Raw genomic sequence first — 16,872 nt, forward strand, 5'->3', positions numbered from 1 at the left:
TCTTCATAAGTCAGGGTTGAAAGGGGCGTATTCTACCCCCACTTAGCCCTTAATACTAATAACCCTTGTGGTTTTTTAAAGTCGACAATCATGACCCAGAAAAAACGTTCCCCCAGTTCAACCCGCTGGTTAAAAGAACATTTCGACGACCAATACGTCAAGAAAGCCCAGAAGTTGGGACTGCGCTCTCGCGCCGTTTTCAAGATCGATGAGATCCAGGGCAAAGACCGGCTGCTCAAGCCGGGGATGACGGTAGTGGACCTGGGGGCTGCTCCCGGTGGCTGGTCCCAATTTGCCATCGACCAGGTTGGTGACAAGGGGCGCGTCATTGCGTGCGATATTTTGCCGATGGATTCCATTGCCGGTGTCGATTTCCTGCAAGGGGACTTTCGGGAGGAAACTGTACTCGGCGCCTTGCTGGAGCGAGTCGGCCCCGACAAGGTGGATGTCGTCATGTCGGACATGGCACCCAACATGAGCGGCACCCAGCAGGTGGATCAGGCCCGTGCCATGTACCTGGTGGAACTGGCGCTGGACATGTGCAATCAGGTCCTGAGCAGTAATGGCAGTTTTGTAGTCAAGGTGTTCCAGGGGGAGGGGTTTGATGCCTATCTCAATGAAATACGTAGACTTTTCTCTGTCGTCAAGATTCGAAAACCAGACTCGTCCCGTGCCCGTTCACGAGAAGTCTACATTGTGGCTACCGGTTTTAAACTGTAGTACCCTAACCCTCATCGTTAACTGTCAGTCTGCGAGGTCATTGATTTGAGTGACATGGCGAAAAACCTAATCCTGTGGCTGGTCATCGCCGTCGTGCTGATGTCGGTATTCAATAGCTTCAGCCCCAGCGATACCACCAGTCGCCAGCTGGACTATTCCAGCTTCGTGAAAGAAGTGACCCAGGAGCAGATCCGTGAAGTGCGGATGGATGGCAAGGTCATCAATGGCGTCAAGCGCACCGGTGAACGTTTCACCACCATCATTCCTGCGCCGGATCCCCAACTGCTCAACGACATGCTCAACCATAACGTCAAGGTGATGGGTGAGAAGCCGGAAGAACCGTCCCTGATCACGTCCATCTTCATCTCCTGGTTCCCGATGCTGTTGTTGATCGGTGTCTGGGTCTTCTTCATGCGTCAGATGCAGGGCGGTGGTGGCAAGGGTGCCATGTCGTTCGGCAAGAGCAAGGCTCGCCTGATGAGCGAAGATCAGATCAAGACTACCTTCGCCGACGTAGCCGGTTGTGACGAGGCAAAGGAAGAGGTCAAGGAGCTGGTCGACTATCTGCGTGACCCGACCAAATTCCAGAAGCTGGGTGGCAAGATCCCGACCGGCGTCCTGTTGGTAGGTCCTCCCGGTACCGGTAAGACCTTGCTGGCCAAGGCCATTGCAGGCGAGGCCAAGGTGCCGTTCTTTACCATCTCGGGTTCGGATTTCGTGGAAATGTTCGTGGGTGTCGGTGCCTCCCGGGTGCGTGACATGTTCGAACAGGCCAAGAAATCCTCCCCCTGCATCATCTTCATCGATGAGATCGATGCGGTCGGTCGCCAGCGTGGCGCCGGTCTGGGTGGTGGTCACGATGAACGTGAGCAGACCCTGAACCAGATGCTGGTTGAAATGGATGGTTTCGAAGGCAACGAAGGCATCATCGTCATCGCCGCCACCAACCGTCCCGACGTTCTGGATCCTGCGCTGCTGCGTCCGGGTCGTTTCGACCGCCAGGTCGTGGTCGGCTTGCCGGATGTTCGCGGTCGTGAGCAGATCCTGAAAGTGCATATGCGCAAGGTACCGCTGGCGGATGACGTCAATCCGGCGCTGATTGCCCGTGGTACCCCTGGTTTCTCCGGTGCCGATCTGGCCAACCTGGTGAACGAGGCTGCCCTCTTCTCTGCTCGCGAGAGCCGCCGAGTGGTCTCCATGCTGGAGTTCGAAAAGGCGAAGGACAAGATCATGATGGGGGCAGAACGTCGCTCCATGGTGATGAAAGAGTCCGAGAAGGAGATGACGGCCTATCACGAAGCGGGTCACGCCATCATTGGTCGCGTGGTGCCGGATCATGATCCTGTCTACAAGGTCTCCATCATTCCGCGCGGCCGTGCGCTGGGTGTGACCATGTACCTGCCGGAGCAGGACCGCTGGAGCCACTCCAAGCAGCATCTGGAGTCCATGATCTCCAGCCTGTATGGCGGTCGTCTGGCGGAAGAGTTGATCTACGGTGCCGAGAAGGTATCGACCGGTGCATCCAACGACATCGAACGTGCCACCGACATCGCCCGCAAGATGGTCACCCAGTGGGGCATGTCCGAGCGTCTCGGCCCCATGCTTTACGCAGAAGAGGATGGTGAAGTCTTCCTCGGCCGCAGCATGGCCAAGGCCAAGCACATGTCTGACGATACCGCCCGCATCATCGATGCAGAGGTCAAGCAGGTCATCGATCGCAACTACGATCGTGCCAAGCAGATCCTGCTGGACAACATGGATGTGCTGCACACCATGAAAGATGCATTGATGAAGTACGAGACCATCGATGCCAAGCAGATCGATGATCTGATGGCGCGTCGCGAAGTCCGTGCTCCCAGCAACTGGCATGATGAGCATGGTGACACCCCGCAAGGTGGTGCCAGCGTGAACAACGGGCCGGAGGGCAAGGCGCCGGCTGAAGAGGGCAATGCACCTCTGAGTGACATCGACAAGGCGAACGATGTCCCGGCCAAATAAGTTGCCATGATACAAACCCCGGGCTTGCCCGGGGTTTTTCTTTGCACGAAGAGTTTGCCGTTCTTGTTGGAGGTAGTTGAAGCAATGCAGTTAATCAGCAAGGGACGTACCCTTTCTCTCGACCGTCCCCATGTCATGGGCATTCTCAATGTGACGCCGGACTCCTTTTCAGATGGTGGCCGCTTCAAGCAGATCGATCTGGCGTTGGGTCATGTCCGCGACATGGTGGCCGATGGGGCCACCCTTATCGATATTGGTGGCGAGTCGACCCGCCCTGGCGCCCCCGACGTCAGCGAGCAGGAGGAGCTGGACAGGGTCATCCCCGTGGTGGAGCGCATGGTCGCCGAGCTGGATGTGATGATCTCCCTCGATACCTCCAAGGCTATTGTCATGCGGGAGGGTTGTGCTGCAGGTGGTCACCTCATCAATGATGTCCGCGCTCTGCAAGAGCCGGGAGCGCTGGGCGCAGCCGCCGAGGCTGGCGTACCGGTATGCCTCATGCACATGCAGGGGCAGCCCCGTACCATGCAGGTGGAGCCGCACTATGACGATCTGGTGGGGGAGGTGAGAGCCTTCTTTGACGAGCGGATTGCCGCTTGTCTGGGGGCCGGTATCCCGCGTGAGCATCTGGTACTGGATCCAGGCTATGGCTTTGGCAAGACGCTGGCGCACAACTATCAGCTGCTGGCCCAGCAGGCGTCACTGCTCGATTACCAACTTCCGCTCTTGGTGGGCATGTCACGAAAGTCTATGATAGGCAACCTGCTTGACCGCCCGGTAGCCGAGCGGTTGGCTGGTAGTCTGGCCTGTGCCCTGATCGGGTTGCAACATGGCGCCAGGATCATCCGGGTGCACGACGTGCGGGCCACCATGGATGTCTTGCGTACAGGCTGGATGACCATGACGGGACAAGATTTCATATCCAAATAGAAAAACGAGAAACAGACAATGACCAGAAAGTACTTCGGCACCGACGGCGTGCGCGGCAAGGTGGGTGAATACCCGATCACCCCGGATTTCGTCATGAAACTGGGCTGGGCCGCCGGCAAGGTGCTCTCCAAGAAAGGGACCAAGAAGGTGCTGATCGGCAAGGATACCCGTATCTCCGGTTACATGCTGGAGTCGGCACTGGAGGCGGGGCTCTCCGCCGCCGGTCTCAAAGCCATATTAATGGGACCCATGCCCACCCCGGCAGTTGCCTACCTGACTCGCACCTTCCGTGCCGAAGCCGGCATCGTCATCAGTGCATCCCACAACCCCTATTACGACAACGGCATCAAGTTCTTCTCCGCCGACGGCACCAAGCTGCCCGATGATGTCGAGCTGGCCATCGAAGCCGAGCTCGACAACGAACTCAAGTGCGTGGAGTCCGCGGAGCTTGGCAAGGCGCAGCGCATCGATGATGCGGCTGGTCGCTACATCGAATTCTGCAAGAGCACCTTCCCCTCCAATCTGAGCCTGGAAGGGCTGAAAATGGTGGTGGATTGCGGTCATGGTGCCACCTACCACATCGCCCCTTCCGTCTTCCGCGAGCTGGGTGCCGAAGTCATCGCCATCGGCTGCAGCCCGGATGGGCTCAACATCAATGACGGCGTCGGTTCCACCGCACCGGAGGCGCTGGCCGCCAAGGTCCAGGAATGCAAGGCAGATCTCGGCGTCGCCTTCGACGGTGACGGCGACCGTCTGGTGATGGTGGACAGCACTGGTTACATCATCGACGGGGATGAGATCCTCTACATCATCGCCCGGGATGCCCTGCGCCATGGCCGTCTCAAGGGCGGTGTGGTGGGCACCCTGATGGCCAACATGGGGCTGGAGCTGGCGCTTCAGACCCTGGGCATCCCCTTTGCCCGTGCCAAGGTGGGTGACCGCTACGTGCTTGAGATGATGAACGAGAAGGGCTGGCGCATCGGGGGCGAAAACTCCGGTCACATCATCTGCCTGGATCAGACCACCACGGGGGATGGTATCGTCGCCGCCCTGCAGGTGCTGACGGCCATGCGCAGTGCCGAGATGCCGCTGGCCAAATTGCGTTCGGGCATGAGCAAGTTCCCGCAAGTGCTGGTCAATGTGCGCTTCGCCGAAGGCAAGGATCCGCTGACCTCCAGTGCCGTTCAGCAGGAAGTGGCGGCAGTGGAGCTGGAACTGGCCGGCCGTGGCCGGGTGCTGTTGCGCAAATCCGGCACCGAGCCCCTGATCCGGGTCATGGTCGAAGGTGAACACGAACAGCAGGTGCGCGATATGGCAGAGCGCATCGCCAAACAGGTCGAATCGGCGTTTTAATGAACAACCAAGGCGGCTTTTTAGTCGCCTTGGTTGTATCTTGTTCAAACGATTCGAAAATTTGAAAATAGCACTTGTCAGCTGAGCATCCTCTGGATATTATCAGCCCCGCTTTCGCAAGGGAGTTGCCGATGGGACATCGCAAGCCGTTTGTAGCAGCCAACTGGAAGTTACACGGTAGTAGGTCGCAGTTAGAGCAGTTTACGAGTCAGTGCACAGAACGCATTGATGAAGACGTAGATGTGGTCTTGTGTCCATCCCATGTGCATCTCGGTTTCACGGCCGAACTGCTCGGTGAGCAGGGAAGAGTGAAGCTGGGGGCTCAGAACGTGAGTCAGCACAGACAAGGCGCTTATACGGGGGAAATCTCGTGTGAGATGCTGGTCGAGGCAGGTTGCCGATATGTACTTGTTGGCCACTCCGAGCGCAGGCGTCTCTTTGGTGAGACCAGTTTTATAGTCGCAGAGAAGTTTGCGGCAGTCAGAGCAGCAGGTCTGATACCCATACTTTGTCTGGGTGAGTCAGGAGCAGCGAGGCAGGCAAGAAGAACCTTCGAGGTGATTGCCGAGGAACTGGACATCGTCATAGAGAAAAATGGCGCGATGGCTTTCGATAATGCTATCATCGCCTACGAGCCAATCTGGGCTGTAGGTACAGGTAAATGCGCCACACCCGAGCAGGCACAAGAGGTTCATTCCTTTATTCGCAGTCGCTTGGCGGAGGATACTCCGGTAATAGGTGAGAAAGTCAGAATCATCTATGGTGGGAGCGTGACACCGGCCAATGCACAAGATTTGTTTGCGCAGCCCGATATTGATGGCGGTCTGATAGGCAGGGCAAGTCTTGATGGCGAGGCGTTTTTAGGAATAGTTGAAGCGGCAAAGGGTGCAAGTTAAATGTACGAGATTCTTTTGGTCGTTTATCTGCTGGTATCGCTGGCTCTGATTGGTCTGGTGATGATTCAGCAAGGTAAAGGGGCTGATATGGGCGCCTCCTTCGGCGCAGGGGCATCGAATACTGTATTCGGCTCCGGTGGTTCAGGCAGTTTCCTGACCCGCACAACAGCAATTTTGGCTACTCTGTTTTTCTTGATTAGTCTGGTTCTGGGTTCCATGTCCAGCAACAAGGTCAAACAGGGTAGTGAATGGGAAAATCTGCAACAGACTCAACAAGTTGAGCAGAGCAAAGCGCCAGTCAAGAAAGATACTGACGTTCCCGAATAAGAGTTTTGCCGTGGTGGTGGAATTGGTAGACACGCTATCTTGAGGGGGTAGTGCTCTAGGGTGTGCGGGTTCGAGTCCCGCCCACGGCACCAATTAAGCAGTGAACCCGGGTAACCGGGATGTTATAGCCACTGAGTCTTGTCTCACGAGAGCGAAGTGGCTATAATCTCGCACGATTTCGGACGCGGGGTGGAGCAGCATGGTAGCTCGTCGGGCTCATAACCCGAAGGTCGTCGGTTCAAATCCGGCCCCCGCAACCAAATTTCACGCATTTCCTACGCTCAGGAAGGCGGTCGCTGCGAGGCGACAATCAGGGTAAAGCGCCAAGCCCCGATTTGACATCGGGGCTTTTTGTTATGTGCAATTTACTCTGAATCTATTTCTATCTGGGCTATATGCCCTTTTTTCGTTTTTCGGAGGGTGACTTTGGCTACGTTGGAACAACGTTTGACCGATCTGCTCGAGGCTCCGGTCGTTGCCTTGGGTTTTGAACTGTGGGGTATCGAGTTTATCCGTGCGGGTAAGCACTCGACCTTGCGCGTTTTCATCGACTCGGAGCAAGGCGTGACGGTGGAAGACTGTGCCGAGGTGAGCCGCCAGGTCGGCGCCATCATGGATGTCGAAGATCCCATCACCGAGGAGTACTACCTTGAGGTGTCTTCCCCGGGTCTGGATCGTCCACTGTTCAAGGTCGCCCAGTTCGAAAAATACGTTGGCCAGGAGGCGGCGGTAACGCTTCGGATGGCAACAAACAACCGCCGCAAGTTCAAAGGCGTAATCAAAGCCGTGCAGGGGGACATGATCACTCTGACGGTAGATGGTAAGGACGAGGTGTTGGCTTTCACCAATATCCAAAAAGCGAACATAGTGCCGAACTTTGGTTAACGAGGCTATCGGATATGAATAAAGAGATTTTGCTGGTCGTTGACGCTGTGTCCAACGAGAAGGCTGTCCCCCGCGAGAAGATTTTCCAGGCTCTGGAGACTGCGCTGGCGACTGCGACCAAGAAAAAATACGAAGGCGAGATTGAAGTGCGTGTCGAGATCGATCGCAAGACCGGTGACTATGACACCTATCGCCGTTGGGTCGTGGTGGCCGATCAGGCTTCCATGGAGAACCCGTACGGGGAAATCACTCTCGAAGCCGCTCAGATCGAGCAGCCGGATATCCAGATCGGCGACTATGTTGAAGACCAGATTGACTCTGTGACCTTCGACCGTATCACCACCCAGACCGCCAAGCAGGTCATCGTGCAGAAAGTGCGCGAGGCTGAGCGTTCCCAGGTCGTTGACCAGTTCAAGGACAAGGAAGGCACCATCATCAGCGGCGTGGTCAAGAAGAGCAACCGCGACAACGTGATCCTGGATCTGGGCAGCAATGCCGAAGCCGTGATCTTCCGTGACGACATGTTGCCCCGTGAGACCTTCCGTCCCGGCGACCGCATCCGTGGCCTGCTCTACGCCGTGCGTCCGGAAGCCCGTGGTTCCCAGCTGTTCGTCAGCCGCTCCAGCCCGGACTTCCTGAAAGAGCTGTTCCGCATCGAAGTGCCGGAAATCGGCGAAGAGATGATTGAAATCATGGGCGCTGCCCGTGATCCGGGTTCCCGCGCCAAGATCGCGGTCAAGACCAACGATCGTCGTATCGACCCGATCGGTGCCTGTATCGGCATGCGTGGTGCCCGCGTTCAGGCCGTCTCCGCCGAGCTGAGCGGTGAGCGTGCCGACATCGTGCTGTACGATGACAACCCGGCCCAATACGTGATCAACGCCATGGCGCCAGCCGATGTGGCTTCCATCATCGTTGATGAAGACAACCACACCATGGACATCGCCGTGGAAGCCGCCAACCTGGCCCAGGCCATCGGCCGCAACGGTCAGAACGTGCGTCTGGCCTCCCAGCTGACCGGTTGGGAACTGAACGTGATGACCGTCGAGGACATGCGTGCCAAGCACCAGGCCGAGAACGACCGCATCCTGACGCTGTTCACCAGCACCCTCGATATCGACGACGATTTCGCCGGCCTGCTGATGGAAGAGGGCTTCTCCACTCTGGAAGAGATCGCCTTCGTCCCGGTCAACGAGCTGCTGGCCATCGACGGTCTGGATGAAGACATGGTCGAAGAGCTGCGCAAGCGTGCCAAGGATGCCCTGACCACCAAGGCCCTGGCCAAAGAAGAATCCTTTGAAGGCGTCGAGCCTTCCGAAGAACTGCTCAATCTCTCCGGCCTCGGCCGTGAAATGGCCTATGCCCTGGCCGCTCGCGGTGTCGGCACCCTGGAAGATTTGGCAGAGCAAGGTATTGATGACCTTGCCGACATCGAAGAGTTGACCGCCGAGAAGGCTGGTGAGCTCATTATGGCTGCTCGCAATATCTGTTGGTTCGGAGAAGAGCAGTCTGAATAAGGTCAAACGGAGGAAAATGAATGGCAGAAGTATCAGTTAAGCAACTTGCCACTGACATCGACACGCCGGTTGATCGTCTTCTCCAGCAGTTTGTCGATGCCGGCATCGTGAAGAGCAAGGCCGACGACATGGTCAGCGAGTCTGAGAAACAGACTCTGCTGGCACATCTGAAGAAACAGCATGGAGGTGACGAGGTCACCGCACCTGCTCGCATGACCTTGCAGCGCAAGACCAAGAGCACCCTGAGTGTTCAGGGGACTGGTGGCAAGAACAAGGAAGTGCAGGTAGAAGTGCGCAAGTCTCGCACCTATGTAAGACGCTCGGCGCTGGAAGATGAACAGCGCCAGGCGGAAGCCGAGGAAACAGCGCGTTTGGAAGCAGAAGAAAAAGCTCGTCGCGAGGCCGAAGAGAAGGCCCGCCTCGACGCTGAAGAGAAGGCTCGCCGTGAGGCTGAGCAGGCTCGTCGTGAAGCTGAGGAAAAGGCGCGGATCGAGGCACAACAGAAGGCTCGACAGGCTCAACAGCCCGCCAAAGCAGCCGGTAGCACAGCTCAGCAAGAGGCAGAAAAGATGGCCAAGCGCGAAGCAGAAGAACTGAAGCGCCAACAGGAACAGACAGCTTTGCAAAAAGCTGAAGAACTCGCCGCGAAGAAAGCCGAAGAGGCTCGCATCATGGCGGAACAGAATGCGGCCCGCTGGGCTGAAGAAGAAGCGGCTCGCGCCAAAGAGAGCAGCGATTACCATCTGACCACCAACAAGCACGCGCAAGCGGCCGAAGATGAGTTGGATCGTAAGGAAGAGACCAGCCGTCGCACGGCTGCCGCTGCCAAGGCGCCGAAGAAAGTCGGCCGTCGCGAAGACGACCGCAATGACCGCAACTCCCGCGATCCGCGTGCCCGCAAAGGCAAGCGTGGCAAGATGGCCATGCCGAACGCCATGAAACACGGCTTCAACAAGCCGGCTGCCGTGGTCAACCGTGACGTCGTCATCGGCGAGACCATCACAGTGGCGGAGCTCGCCAACAAGATGGCCGTCAAGGGCGTTGAAGTCATCAAGGTGATGATGAAGATGGGTGCCATGGCCACCATCAACCAGGTGATCGACCAGGAGACCGCTCAGCTGGTCGCCGAGGAGATGGGTCACAAGGTAGTGCTGCGCCGTGAGAACGAGCTGGAAGAGGCGGTACTTAGCGATCGTGACGAGACCTCCGAAGCCAAGCCGCGTGCGCCGGTCGTGACCATCATGGGTCACGTCGACCACGGCAAGACCTCGCTGCTGGACTACATCCGTAAAGCCAAGGTCGCGGCGGGCGAAGCCGGTGGCATTACCCAGCACATCGGTGCGTACCACGTCCAGACCGACAGCGGGATGATCACCTTCCTGGATACCCCGGGTCACGCGGCGTTTACCTCCATGCGTGCTCGCGGTGCCAAGGCGACCGACATCGTTGTGCTGGTTGTTGCAGCTGACGACGGCGTGATGCCGCAAACCATCGAAGCTATCCAGCACGCCAAGGCGGCCGGTGTGCCGCTGGTTGTTGCGGTGAACAAGATCGACAAGCCTGAAGCGGATCCGGATCGCGTCAAGACCGAGCTGGCCCGTTACAACGTCATGTCCGAAGACTGGGGTGGCGATTGCCAGTTCGTGCACGTCTCCGCCAAGTCTGGCGAAGGCATCGACGACCTGCTGGAAGCCATCCTGATCCAGGCCGAAGTCCTGGAGCTGAAAGCGGTGGTTGACGGCATGGCCAACGGCGTCGTGATCGAATCCTTCCTGGATAAAGGTCGTGGTCCGGTTGCCACCGTGCTGGTACAGGAAGGTACTCTGCGTCAGGGCGACATCGTGCTGTGTGGTCTTGAGTACGGCCGGGTTCGCGCCATGCGTGACGAACTGGGTCGCGAGATCAAGGAAGCAGGCCCCTCTCTGCCAGTGGAAATTCTGGGTCTGTCCGGCGTTCCCTCTGCCGGTGACGAAGCCACGGTCGTGCGTGACGAGAAGAAAGCCCGTGAAGTGGCGCTCTACCGTCAAGGCAAGTTCCGCGAAGTCAAGCTGGCTCGCCAGCAGAAGGCCAAGCTGGAAAACATGTTCGCCAACATGACCGAGGGCGAAGTGTCCGAAGTGAACGTGGTGATCAAGGCCGATGTACAAGGCTCTGTGGAAGCGATCTGCGATGCGCTGGTCAAACTCTCCACCGACGAAGTGAAGGTGAAGATCGTGGGTTCCGGCGTAGGTGGCATCACCGAAACCGACGCGACCCTGGCCGCGGCTTCCAGCGCCATCCTGGTGGGCTTCAACGTCCGTGCCGACGCTTCTGCGCGCAAGGTCATCGAATCCGAGAGCCTGGATCTGCGTTACTACTCCGTCATCTATGACCTGATCGACGAAGTGAAGCAGGCCATGAGCGGCAAGCTGGCTCCTGAGTATCGTCAGGAGATCATCGGTCTGGCTGAAGTGCGTAGCGTCTTCAAGTCGCCGAAGTTCGGCGCCGTTGCCGGCTGTATGGTTACCGAAGGTGTGGTCAAGCGTTCCAACCGCATTCGCGTTCTGCGTGACAACGTGGTTATCTATGAAGGCGAGCTGGAATCCCTGCGCCGCTTCAAGGATGACGTCAACGAAGTTCGCAACGGCTACGAGTGTGGTATCGCGGTCAAGAACTACAACGACGTGCGCGAAGGCGACCAGATCGAGGTGTACGAGACCGTTGAAATCCAACGGACTCTGTAAGCCGAGCGTTAGACAAAATAGGGGGCCGCGGCCCCCTTTTATCGCAGGATAGAATATGGCCAGAGAATTCAGCCGGACCCGTCGGGTCGGACAGCAGATCCAGCGTGAAATCGCGCTGATCCTGCAGCGCGAGGTGAAAGACCCGCGCATCGGCATGGTGACCGTCTCCGACGTGGAGGTCTCCAAGGACCTCAACTATGCCAAGGTTTATGTCACCTTCTTGCAACTGGAGAATGACGCCGAGCGCATCAAGGAAGGGCTCAAGGGCCTGACCGAGGCTGCCGGTTACATCCGCAGCCTGCTGGGCAGCGCCATGCGTCTGCGGGTGGTGCCCGAGCTGCGTTTCTACTACGACCAGACCCTGGTCGAGGGGATGCGCCTCTCCAACCTGGTGACCAACACTGTGCGTGAAGACAAGCGTCGCATGACTGAAGCCGGTCGTGACGAAGAGCAATCCGCACCGGATGACACGACTGAGGATAACGCCTGAGATGTCTCGTAGACGTCGTTTCAAAGGCCGTGACGTACACGGCATCCTGCTGCTGGACAAACCGACCGGCCTGACTTCCAACGATGTGTTGCAGAAGGTCAAGCGGATCTACAACGCCGCCAAGGCTGGCCATACCGGCGCCCTGGACCCCCTGGCCACCGGCATGTTGCCGATCTGCCTCGGGGAGGCCACCAAGTTCTCCCAGTATCTGCTGGAAGCGGACAAGCGCTATGAGGTGACCGCCAAGCTGGGCGAGCGCACCAACACCAGCGACTCCGACGGCGAGGTGGTCTCCACCCGCCCGGTGAACGTGGCGGTGGGCACCCTGATCGAGGCGCTGGACCAGTTCCGCGGCCCCATCATGCAGGTGCCGTCCATGTACTCCGCCCTCAAGCACAACGGCCGCCCGCTCTACGAATATGCCCGTGAAGGGATCGAGATCGAGCGGGAAGCCCGTCCCATCACCATCTTCGAACTCAAGCTGCTCGGCTTCGAGGGGGACGAGGTGAAGCTGGAAGTGCATTGCAGCAAGGGTACCTATATCCGCTCCCTGGTGGACGATCTGGGGGAGGTGCTGGGCTGTGGCGCTCACGTCACCCAGCTGCGTCGCACCCAGGTAGCGAGCTACCCCTACGAGCGGATGCTGACCCTGGAGCAGCTCGAGTGTATCTTCGAGCAGGCCAAGGCCGAAAGCATTCCGCCACGGGAGCAGCTGGATCCCCTGTTGCTGCCGATGGACACCGCCGTGGCCTCTCTGCCCGAGGTGAACATGCTGGTCGCCGTGGCCGCCTATGTGAACCAGGGTCAGGCCGTGCAGGTGGCAGGTAGCCCCCAAAGCGGCCAGGTCCGCATGACGGTTGGCCCGGAGCGCGAATTCATCGGGGTTGGCGAGATCGATGACGAGGGGCGCGTGGCGCCCAAGCGTCTGGTTCGCTACCACGACGAGGAGTGATCCTCAGGCGGTATCGGTCTGTCACGCGTCTTTCCCGTTGCGAAAAGGGGCGGGGACGATTATGATACCGCCCTCATTTCACGGCTGAATTAGAGATTGGCTGTGAACCTTTAAACACTCTACTGGAGTAATACCATGTCTCTAAATGCTGAGATCAAAGCTCAAATCGTTGCCGACAACGCTCGTGGCGCCAACGACACCGGTTCCCCCGAAGTGCAAGTTGCCCTGCTGACTGCCCAGATCAACCATCTGCAAGGTCACTTCAAGGAGCACGCCAAGGATCACCACGGTCGTCGCGGTCTGCTGCGCATGGTTTCCCAGCGTCGTAAGCTGCTGGACTACCTGAAGCGTAAAGACGTTCAGCGTTACGCTGCTCTGATCGCCAAGCTGGGTCTGCGTCGTTAATCGACCATCAGATTTCGCAAAAAAGGGGAACCGCGAGGTTCCCCTTTTTTATTGCCCGTTTCAAACAGGATGCAGGCCGTTGCCTGCCTCACAGAATTGACGTCCGCGCTTACCTTTTGATGCGAATCAAGTATACTTGCACGCGAATTTAAAGCGCCAAATTGTTAAAAGGAAATTCACGTGAATCCTATTGTAAAGTCATTCCAGTACGGTCAACACACCGTCACACTGGAAACCGGTGTGATGGCCCGTCAAGCCACTGCGGCCGTCATGGTCAGCATGGACGATACCTGTGTCTTCGTGACCGTCGTTGGCAAGAAAGAGGCCGATCACGGCCGTGATTTCTTCCCGCTGACCGTCAACTATCAGGAGCGTACCTATGCTGCTGGTCGTATCCCGGGTGGTTTCTTCCGTCGTGAAGGCCGTCCGAGCGAGGGTGAGACCCTCATCTCCCGTCTGATCGACCGTCCCATCCGTCCGCTGTTCCCGGAAGGCTTCCTCAATGAGGTTCAGGTGGTTGCCACCGTCATGTCCGTGAACCCGGCCGTTTCTCCCGACATCGTTGCCATGATCGGTGCTTCCGCGGCACTGGCCATCTCCGGCATCCCGTTCGGCGGCCCGATCGGTGCAGCCCGTGTGGGTTACATGAACGGCCAGTACGTGCTGAACCCGACCACCACCGAACTGCCCCAGAGCGATCTGGATCTGGTGGTTGCCGGTACTGCCAATGCGGTGCTGATGGTGGAATCCGAAGCGGCCATCCTCTCCGAAGAGGTGATGCTGGGCGCCGTGGTCTACGGTCACGAGCAGATGCAGACCGTGATCAACGCCATCAATGAATTCGCTGCCGACGTCGGTACCAAGCCCTGGGACTGGACCCCGCCTGCCGTCAACGAAGCGCTGAAAGCCAAAGTTGCCGAACTGGCCACCGCTGAACTGGGTGAAGCCTACCGTATCACCGAGAAGGCTGTTCGTTACGAAACCATCGCTGCCATCAAGGGCCGCGTGGTCGAGCAAGTCATCGCATCCGGCGTGGAAGAAGATGCCAAGAAGATCGGCGAAGAGTTCCACAGCCTGGAGAGCCGCATCGTCCGTGGTCGCGTCGTACGTGGTGAGCCGCGTATCGACGGTCGCGATCCGGAAATGATCCGCGCCCTCTCCGTCGGTACCGGCATTCTGCCCCGTGCCCACGGTTCTGCCCTGTTCACCCGTGGTGAAACCCAGGCCATCGTGGTCGCCACTCTGGGTACCGAGCGTGACGCCCAGAACATCGACGAGCTGACCGGCAACCGCGCCGATCGCTTCATGCTGCACTACAACTTCCCGCCCTACTGCGTCGGCGAGACCGGCATGATGGGCAGCCCGAAGCGTCGTGAGATCGGTCACGGCCGTCTGGCCAAGCGCGGCGTTGCTGCCGTGATGCCGAGCGCCGCCGAGTTCCCGTACGTGGTGCGCGTGGTCTCTGAAATCACCGAATCCAACGGTTCCTCCTCCATGGCGTCTGTCTGTGGTTCCTCCCTGGCGCTGATGGATGCCGGTGTGCCGATCAAGGCCTCCGTTGCCGGTATCGCCATGGGTCTGGTGAAGGAAGAAGAAGGTTTCGTCGTGCTGTCCGACATCCTGGGTGACGAAGATCACCTGGGCGACATGGACTTCAAGGTAGCCGGTACCAGCGAAGGTGTGACCGCGCTGCAGATGGACATCAAGATCGAAGGCATCACCAAAGAGATCATGGAGATTGCGCTGAAGCAAGCTCGTGGCGCTCGTCTGCACATCCTGAAAGTGATGGACGAAGCTATCCAGGCTCCCCGTGCTCAGATCTCCGATTTCGCACCGCGCATCCACACCATCAAGATCAATCCTGAGAAGATCAAGGACGTGATCGGCAAGGGTGGTTCCGTGATCCGTGCACTGACCGAAGAGACCGGCACCAACATCGAGCTGGATGATGACGGTACCGTACGCATCTCCGCCGTGGCCAACGAAGCCGCCATGGAAGCGATCCGCCGCATCGAGGCCATCACCGCCGAGATCGAAGTGAACCGCATCTACGAAGGCAAGGTCGTGCGCCTGGCTGACTTCGGCGCCTTCGTCAACATCCTGCCGGGTAAAGACGGTCTGGTGCACATCTCCCAGATCACCGATGCCCGCGTACAGAACGTGGCCGACTTCCTGAAAATCGGTGACGTGGTGAAGGTGAAGGTACTGGAAGTGGACCGTCAGGGCCGTGTGCGTCTCTCCATCAAGGAAGCGAACGCACCGACCGAAGCGGCTGCTGCTCCTGCTGCCGTTGCCGTCGAAGAGCCGGCTGCCGAATAAGGCTGCCGTATGTGAAAGAGCCGACCCTTGGGTCGGCTTTTTTGTGCCTGTCGCCCGGCATGGCGCAGATTGTCTCCTTGTTCCTTTTGGCGCCCCTTGATATAAGGGACGACCCCGCTTCGTTGGCAAAAGGAATTGCAGCATGTCATGGGCCTACCTCAGGCAGTTTCCTTCCCTGGTCTGGATCGTCATCCTGGGCACTTTCATGGTGCGTACCACCTTCTTCATGGTCTGGCCCTTTCTCTCCATCCTGCTCTACCGTGACTACGGACTTTCGGCGACCCTGATAGGCCTGATCCTGGGGGCCACGGCGGCGCTTTCCACTCTCGTCAGCTTCTATGGCGGCTGGCTCTCGGACAAATGGGGGCGGCGCAACATCCTGCTGTTCGGCTGCCTGGTTTCCGCCGCCAGCGTGGCCCTGCTCGGCCTCTCCCACCAGGTGGGCTGGCTGGCACTCGGGGTGATCGGCAGCGGACTCTCCTACGGGCTCATCGACGCACCGGGCAAGGCACTGATGGCCGACAATCTGGCCGAGCCCAAAGCCCGTGAGCTGGCGCTGCACCTGCGTTATTTCCTGCTCAACCTGGGGGCGGCCATCGGTCCTCTGCTCGGCGTCACCTATGGCCTGAGCGCGCGTCAGGAGACCTTCCTGTTGCTCAGTGCCAGCTATCTGCTGCTTGGTATCGTCTTTGTCATCGGGTTCAGGCTGGCAGGTTGCCACACCAGCCAGGCGGCCGGGCCTGGCATGCGTGCTGTGCTGCGGGTGCTCTGGCAGGACAGGGGGTTTCTGCTGCTGATCATGGCCAATCTGCTGCTGATGCTGGTCTACGCCCAGTTCGAGTCGCCCCTCATCCAGTATCTGACCCGCGCGGGGACGCCGGAGGTGGAGCGGCTCATCGGCTGGCTGGTGACGACCAACGCGCTGACCATAGTGATGCTGCAGTTCCCCCTGCTGCACCTGACTGCCCGCTGGTCCACGCGGCGCAAGCTGCAACTCGGGGTGGCGCTCTTTCTCGGCGCCCAGTTGCAGTTTGCGCTGGGGGATACCGCCATCTGGTGGCACTGGATAGTGGCGGTGATCCTCCTGAGCGTCGGGGAGTGCATCCTCTTCCCCTTGCTCAATGTGCTGATCGATCAGATGGCGCCTGGTCATTTGAAGGGGAGCTATTTCGGGGCGGCCTCCATCTCCGGACTCGGGGTGGCCATGGGGGCCTTGCTGGGAGGCTGGGTGCTGGCCCACTGGGGCGGGAGCTGGCTTTACGCTCTGATGGCGCTGCTCTGCCTGCTGATCCTGATGCTCTATGGTCTGAGTACCCGGACCTCGCGCCCTGCGCTGGTCCGGGCTGGGCCCTGACGG

General features: G+C 58.7%; 14 protein-coding genes and 2 tRNA genes. All 16 read left to right on the plus strand.

The features are described 5' to 3' along the window. Positions 1–90 precede the first annotated feature (90 nt). The 16 genes from rlmE (at position 91) to OKC41_RS04040 (ending at position 16,869) form a co-directional block, all read left to right on the plus strand. On the plus strand, positions 91–720 hold the full coding sequence (gene rlmE, locus OKC41_RS03965) for a 23S rRNA (uridine(2552)-2'-O)-methyltransferase RlmE (RefSeq protein WP_010675375.1): 630 nt from the start codon (positions 91–93) through the stop codon (positions 718–720). Between the two features lie 45 nt (positions 721–765). After that, complete coding sequence (gene ftsH / locus OKC41_RS03970; RefSeq protein ID WP_042014472.1) at positions 766–2,718, plus strand: ATP-dependent zinc metalloprotease FtsH; 1,953 nt, start codon at positions 766–768, stop codon at positions 2,716–2,718. Between the two features lie 84 nt (positions 2,719–2,802). After that, positions 2,803–3,648, plus strand: coding sequence for a dihydropteroate synthase (gene folP / locus OKC41_RS03975; RefSeq protein WP_201894368.1), 846 nt, complete (start codon positions 2,803–2,805; stop codon positions 3,646–3,648). Between the two features lie 18 nt (positions 3,649–3,666). Further along, positions 3,667–5,001, plus strand: coding sequence for a phosphoglucosamine mutase (glmM, locus tag OKC41_RS03980; RefSeq protein ID WP_042014473.1), 1,335 nt, complete (start codon positions 3,667–3,669; stop codon positions 4,999–5,001). 131 nt (positions 5,002–5,132) lie between these two features. Further along, positions 5,133–5,897: a triose-phosphate isomerase gene (tpiA, locus tag OKC41_RS03985; protein WP_104452435.1), complete on the plus strand. Its 765-nt coding sequence runs from the start codon at positions 5,133–5,135 to the stop codon at positions 5,895–5,897. After that, complete coding sequence (gene secG, locus OKC41_RS03990; RefSeq protein WP_010633113.1) at positions 5,898–6,224, plus strand: preprotein translocase subunit SecG; 327 nt, start codon at positions 5,898–5,900, stop codon at positions 6,222–6,224. It begins immediately after the preceding gene. Positions 6,225–6,231: 7 nt separating this feature from the next. After that, positions 6,232–6,316 (plus strand) — tRNA-Leu (locus tag OKC41_RS03995). Positions 6,317–6,407: 91 nt separating this feature from the next. Beyond that, a tRNA-Met gene (locus OKC41_RS04000) sits at positions 6,408–6,484 on the plus strand. Positions 6,485–6,650: 166 nt separating this feature from the next. Continuing rightward, positions 6,651–7,109, plus strand: a complete 459-nt coding sequence (gene rimP / locus OKC41_RS04005) for a ribosome maturation factor RimP (protein ID WP_010675370.1) — start codon at positions 6,651–6,653, stop codon at positions 7,107–7,109. 14 nt (positions 7,110–7,123) lie between these two features. Next, positions 7,124–8,626: a transcription termination factor NusA gene (nusA, locus tag OKC41_RS04010; RefSeq protein ID WP_039040286.1), complete on the plus strand. Its 1,503-nt coding sequence runs from the start codon at positions 7,124–7,126 to the stop codon at positions 8,624–8,626. Positions 8,627–8,646: 20 nt separating this feature from the next. Continuing rightward, positions 8,647–11,349, plus strand: coding sequence for a translation initiation factor IF-2 (gene infB, locus OKC41_RS04015; protein WP_043153231.1), 2,703 nt, complete (start codon positions 8,647–8,649; stop codon positions 11,347–11,349). A gap of 55 nt (positions 11,350–11,404) precedes the next feature. Further along, complete coding sequence (gene rbfA, locus OKC41_RS04020) at positions 11,405–11,839, plus strand: 30S ribosome-binding factor RbfA (protein ID WP_010675366.1); 435 nt, start codon at positions 11,405–11,407, stop codon at positions 11,837–11,839. Between the two features lies 1 nt (position 11,840). After that, positions 11,841–12,791 carry a tRNA pseudouridine(55) synthase TruB gene (truB, locus tag OKC41_RS04025; RefSeq protein WP_010675365.1) on the plus strand — a complete coding sequence of 317 codons (951 nt, stop codon included), beginning with the start codon at positions 11,841–11,843 and terminating at the stop codon, positions 12,789–12,791. Positions 12,792–12,926: 135 nt separating this feature from the next. Then, positions 12,927–13,196 (plus strand): 30S ribosomal protein S15, encoded by a 270-nt coding sequence (gene rpsO, locus OKC41_RS04030; protein ID WP_010675364.1) that lies wholly within the window; start codon positions 12,927–12,929, stop codon positions 13,194–13,196. 180 nt (positions 13,197–13,376) lie between these two features. Then, complete coding sequence (pnp, locus tag OKC41_RS04035) at positions 13,377–15,515, plus strand: polyribonucleotide nucleotidyltransferase (protein ID WP_029314766.1); 2,139 nt, start codon at positions 13,377–13,379, stop codon at positions 15,513–15,515. Positions 15,516–15,657: 142 nt separating this feature from the next. Next, a complete protein-coding gene (locus OKC41_RS04040; RefSeq protein WP_201894367.1) occupies positions 15,658–16,869 on the plus strand; it encodes an MFS transporter in 1,212 nt (403 codons plus the stop codon). Positions 16,870–16,872 lie beyond the last annotated feature (3 nt).

Source organism: Aeromonas sp. QDB17, assembly GCF_027705305.1.
Classification (GTDB): domain Bacteria; phylum Pseudomonadota; class Gammaproteobacteria; order Enterobacterales; family Aeromonadaceae; genus Aeromonas; species Aeromonas caviae.

Coding starts and splice junctions, on each gene's coding strand:
- rpsO (WP_010675364.1), top strand. CDS start 12,927: ATGTCTCTAAATGCTGAGATCAAAGCTCAAATCGTTGCCGACAACGCT.
- folP (WP_201894368.1), top strand. CDS start 2,803: ATGCAGTTAATCAGCAAGGGACGTACCCTTTCTCTCGACCGTCCCCAT.
- rbfA (WP_010675366.1), top strand. CDS start 11,405: ATGGCCAGAGAATTCAGCCGGACCCGTCGGGTCGGACAGCAGATCCAG.
- rlmE (WP_010675375.1), top strand. CDS start 91: ATGACCCAGAAAAAACGTTCCCCCAGTTCAACCCGCTGGTTAAAAGAA.
- glmM (WP_042014473.1), top strand. CDS start 3,667: ATGACCAGAAAGTACTTCGGCACCGACGGCGTGCGCGGCAAGGTGGGT.
- secG (WP_010633113.1), top strand. CDS start 5,898: ATGTACGAGATTCTTTTGGTCGTTTATCTGCTGGTATCGCTGGCTCTG.
- OKC41_RS04040 (WP_201894367.1), top strand. CDS start 15,658: ATGTCATGGGCCTACCTCAGGCAGTTTCCTTCCCTGGTCTGGATCGTC.
- infB (WP_043153231.1), top strand. CDS start 8,647: ATGGCAGAAGTATCAGTTAAGCAACTTGCCACTGACATCGACACGCCG.
- truB (WP_010675365.1), top strand. CDS start 11,841: ATGTCTCGTAGACGTCGTTTCAAAGGCCGTGACGTACACGGCATCCTG.
- tpiA (WP_104452435.1), top strand. CDS start 5,133: ATGGGACATCGCAAGCCGTTTGTAGCAGCCAACTGGAAGTTACACGGT.
- nusA (WP_039040286.1), top strand. CDS start 7,124: ATGAATAAAGAGATTTTGCTGGTCGTTGACGCTGTGTCCAACGAGAAG.